Source organism: Streptomyces sp. (genome assembly GCF_031178505.1).
GTDB classification, from domain to species: domain Bacteria; phylum Actinomycetota; class Actinomycetes; order Streptomycetales; family Streptomycetaceae; genus Streptomyces; species Streptomyces gulbargensis.
In genome coordinates, this window is sequence record NZ_JAPSIW010000757.1 from 1 (window position 1) to 3,348 (window position 3,348).

The 3,348-nt window shown below is 74.7% G+C and carries 3 protein-coding genes and 1 pseudogene; 1 reads left to right on the plus strand and 3 read right to left on the minus strand.

Annotated elements, in window-relative coordinates:
- A pseudogene (locus RIF68_RS31815) lies at window positions 1–193 on the minus strand (hypothetical protein); the annotation flags it as partial.
- A gap of 178 nt (window positions 194–371) precedes the next feature.
- Here RIF68_RS31815 and RIF68_RS31820 point away from each other — a divergent pair.
- Window positions 372–1,076 (plus strand): MerR family transcriptional regulator, encoded by a 705-nt coding sequence (locus RIF68_RS31820; protein ID WP_309054735.1) that lies wholly within the window; start codon window positions 372–374, stop codon window positions 1,074–1,076.
- A 160-nt stretch (window positions 1,077–1,236) separates the two neighbouring features.
- Here RIF68_RS31820 and RIF68_RS31825 read toward each other — a convergent pair whose 3' ends face one another.
- Together RIF68_RS31825 and RIF68_RS31830 are read right to left on the minus strand one after the other, a co-directional pair.
- Window positions 1,237–2,073 carry a siderophore-interacting protein gene (locus RIF68_RS31825; protein ID WP_309054736.1) on the minus strand — a complete coding sequence of 279 codons (837 nt, stop codon included), beginning with the start codon at window positions 2,071–2,073 and terminating at the stop codon, window positions 1,237–1,239.
- Between the two features lie 75 nt (window positions 2,074–2,148).
- Complete coding sequence (locus tag RIF68_RS31830; protein WP_309054737.1) at window positions 2,149–3,057, minus strand: 5'-3' exonuclease; 909 nt, start codon at window positions 3,055–3,057, stop codon at window positions 2,149–2,151.
- Between the last annotated feature and the right edge of the window lie 291 nt (window positions 3,058–3,348).

Here is a 3,348-nt window from a genome sequence, read left to right on the forward strand (position 1 = left end):
CGGCCACCACGGTGCCCGCCCACCACCCGGCCCGCCGGGCGTGCGGCAGCAGCGACAGCATCCAGGCGAGGGAGAGCGCGTAGGCGACGAACGAGACCGCGAACTTCAGCGGCTTGGACCAGATCGGCGCGCCGACGAGTGTCCGGTCGTCGATGAGGAGACCGCCGGCGCAGACGAGGGCGAACAGCACCATCGCTCCGGCGAACCACAGGAGGGGCCGATGGAGGCGGTGATCGGACGCGGGCAGGTACGAGGACATGCGAATCCCCCAAGGAATAGATAGTGGCACTTGCTGCTATCTGATAGCCCCACTATCTATGATGGAGTGCGGGCCGGCAAGGCCCGGGAGGATGGGGAAAGGTGAACGCGCCGTGCGCATCGGAGAATTGAGCCGCAGGACCGGGGTCTCGGTGCCCACGATCAAGTTCTACGTACGGGAGGGCCTGCTGCCCGCGGGCCGGCTGACGAGCCCCAATCAGGCCTCGTACGAGGAGGCCCACGTACGGCGCCTCCGGCTCATCAGGGCCCTCCTCGATGTCGGCGGCCTGTCCGTGGCGGCGATCCGCGAGGTGATCGCGGCCATCGACGACCCGGAACGGCCCGTGCACAAGATGCTCGGCGAGGCCGCCGCCCGCCTCGTCCCGCGGTACGAGCGCGCCTCGGGCGGGGCCGCCCGGGCCGAGAACCCCGCGGAGGGCAGCGCCGCCGTGGCCCGCGAACGGGTGGAGGAGATCATCGCGGCGCGGGGGTGGCGGACGTACCGGGGCAACCCCGCGGGGGAGGCCCTCGTCGCGGCGCTCCAGGCCCTCGAAGAGGTCGGTCACGGCCGGTTCGCCGAGGTTCTGGACGTCTACGCCGAGGCCGCGGAAAAGGTGGCGCGCGCGGACCTGGAGTACGTGGCGCGCAACGTGGCCCGTGAGGATCTGGTCGAGAGCGTCGTCGTCGGCACCGTCCTCGGCGACGCCGTCTTCGAGTCCCTGCGCCGCCTGGCCCACGTCGACGCCTCGGACCGCCTCTTCGGCCGCGAGGAGGCGCCGGGGGAAGCCACCGGTCCGGTGGCGCCCGACGCGGGCTGAGGCACGGGTGCCTGCCCGTCCGTGTGACGCGCCCGGCACCACCCGCTCCCGGGGGACCGCCGCTCCCGCCCGGTTCCGCGACGCCCCTCAGGCATGCGCGAGGCCCCCGTCCGCCACGGGGGAGGCGGCGGACGGGGGCCGGGGGTTCGGGGGAGGGCGGTCAGCGTTCCTGTTCGCGTTCGACCTGCTCGTTCCATTCGCGCTTGATCGCGCGCCAGGCCTCGTCCGTCTTGCCCTGGCGCCAGTAGCCCGAGATGGACAGCCGCTCACGCGGAACCCCCCGGTCGAGGCGCAGGTGACGGCGGAGTTCCTTCACGAACCCGGCCTCGCCGTGCACGAAGGCGTGGACATCGCCCGCGGGGAAGTCCAGGCCCCGCACGGCCTCCACCAGGGCCTCGCCGACGGGGCGCTCCCCCCGGTGCAGCCAGGTCACGTCCACACCGGCCGCCGCGGCGAACTTCTGCTCCTCCGCCGCGTCCGGGACCTCCAGGAACGCGTGCACCCGCGCCCCCTCCGGAAGCCGCTCCAGCGCCACCGCAATGGCCGGCAGCGCGCTCTCGTCACCGGCGAGCAGGTGCCAGTCCGCCGCCGGATCCGGGGCGTACCCGCCACCGGGCCCCAGGAAGCGCACGGTCTCGCCGGCCCGGGCCCGCGCGGCCCACGGCCCGGCCAGGCCCTCGTCGCCGTGGACGACGAAGTCCACGGTCAGCTCGCGGTGGACCGGGTCCCAGGCCCGCACGGTGTACGTCCGCGTCGTCGGCCACTGCTCCCGGGGGAACTCCGCCCGGATCCGCTCCATGTCGAAGGGCTCCGGGTAGTCCACCCCCTCGGGGGCGAACAGCAGCTTCACGTAGTGGTCGGTGTACTCCCCGGCGTCGAAGCCGGCGAGTCCGGGACCGCCGAGGACCACCCGCACCATGTGCGGAGTGATCCGCTCGGTGCGCACCACGCGGGCTTCAGTGGCCTTCGGTGCCTTGCGTGCGGGCTGCTCTGCCACGACGGGCTCTCCTGACTCTGCGTACTTAGGTTTACCTAAGCTAGCACCCCCGGTGGTGGAGGATCCAACACCGCGTCAGCGGGCGGCGAGCACCGGAAGCAGTCGGCCCGCCGCCCCGCCCAGCCCCCAGCGCGCCACGAGCGCCTCCAGGGCCGCCGGGTCCCGGGGCGCGGCCGGCAGCGCCGGGTCGAACTCCGGCAGGGGTGCGTCGGAGGCGACCCGCACCACCGTCGGCGCCACGTCCAGGTAGGCGGCGGCCTCCACGATCCCGCGCCGTTTGGCCGGCGTGAGCTTCGACGTCCGGTCCACCGCCGCCGCACGGACCCCCGCCAGGTCTCCGTACTCCGTGATCAGCTGCGCGGCCGTCTTCTCACCGATGCCCTTCACCCCGGGGAGCCCGTCGCTGGCGTCGCCCCGCAGGGCGGCGAAGTCCGCGTACTGGTCGGGCCGCACCCCGTACTTGCCCGCGATCAGCTTCCCGTCGACCAGGTCGCAGTCACCGACGCCCTTGCGCGGGTAGAGGACCCGCACCTCCCGGGCGTCGTCCACCAGCTGGAAGAGGTCGCGGTCACCGGTCACGATGTCCACCGGCCCCGTGGCGCGCGCGGTGAGTGTGCCGATGACGTCGTCCGCCTCGTACCCCGCCGCCCCGACCCGCGCGATCCCGAGCGCCGCCAGCACCGCCTCGATGACCGGCACCTGCGGCGACAGGGTGTCCGGGATCTCCTCCTCGTCCGGGCCGGTCTCCGTCTCCACCGCCACCCGGTGTGCCTTGTACGAGGGGATCAGGTCCACCCGCCACTGCGGCCGCCAGTCGTCGTCCCAGCACGCCACCAGGTCGTCGGGCCGGTGGTCCTGCACGAGCCGGGCGATGAAGTCGAGCAGGCCGCGCACGGCGTTGACCGGGGTCCCGTCGGGGGCCCGCACGGAGTCGGGCACACCGAAGTAGGCGCGGAAGTAGAGGCTGGCGGTGTCGAGGAGCATCAGGCGTCGCGTCACAGCGCCCGATCTTAGGCTCGCCCGCGCCCCGCCGCGCCCGGCCGCGCCCGCGCCGCTCCGTCGCGCCCGGCCTCGCCCGCGCCCGGCCGCGCCCGCGCCCCGGCGTGCCCGGAGAACCTGCGCCCCGGCGCGCCCGGAACACCCGCGCCGCTCCGTCGCGCCGGGCCGACACCCCGCCCCGCCGCGCCCGGAGAACCCGGCAGAGCCCTTGCCCCGTCGCGCCCCCCGCCCCGCCCCGCCCCGCACCGCCGAGACCCGCGCCCCCGTCCCCCGCCC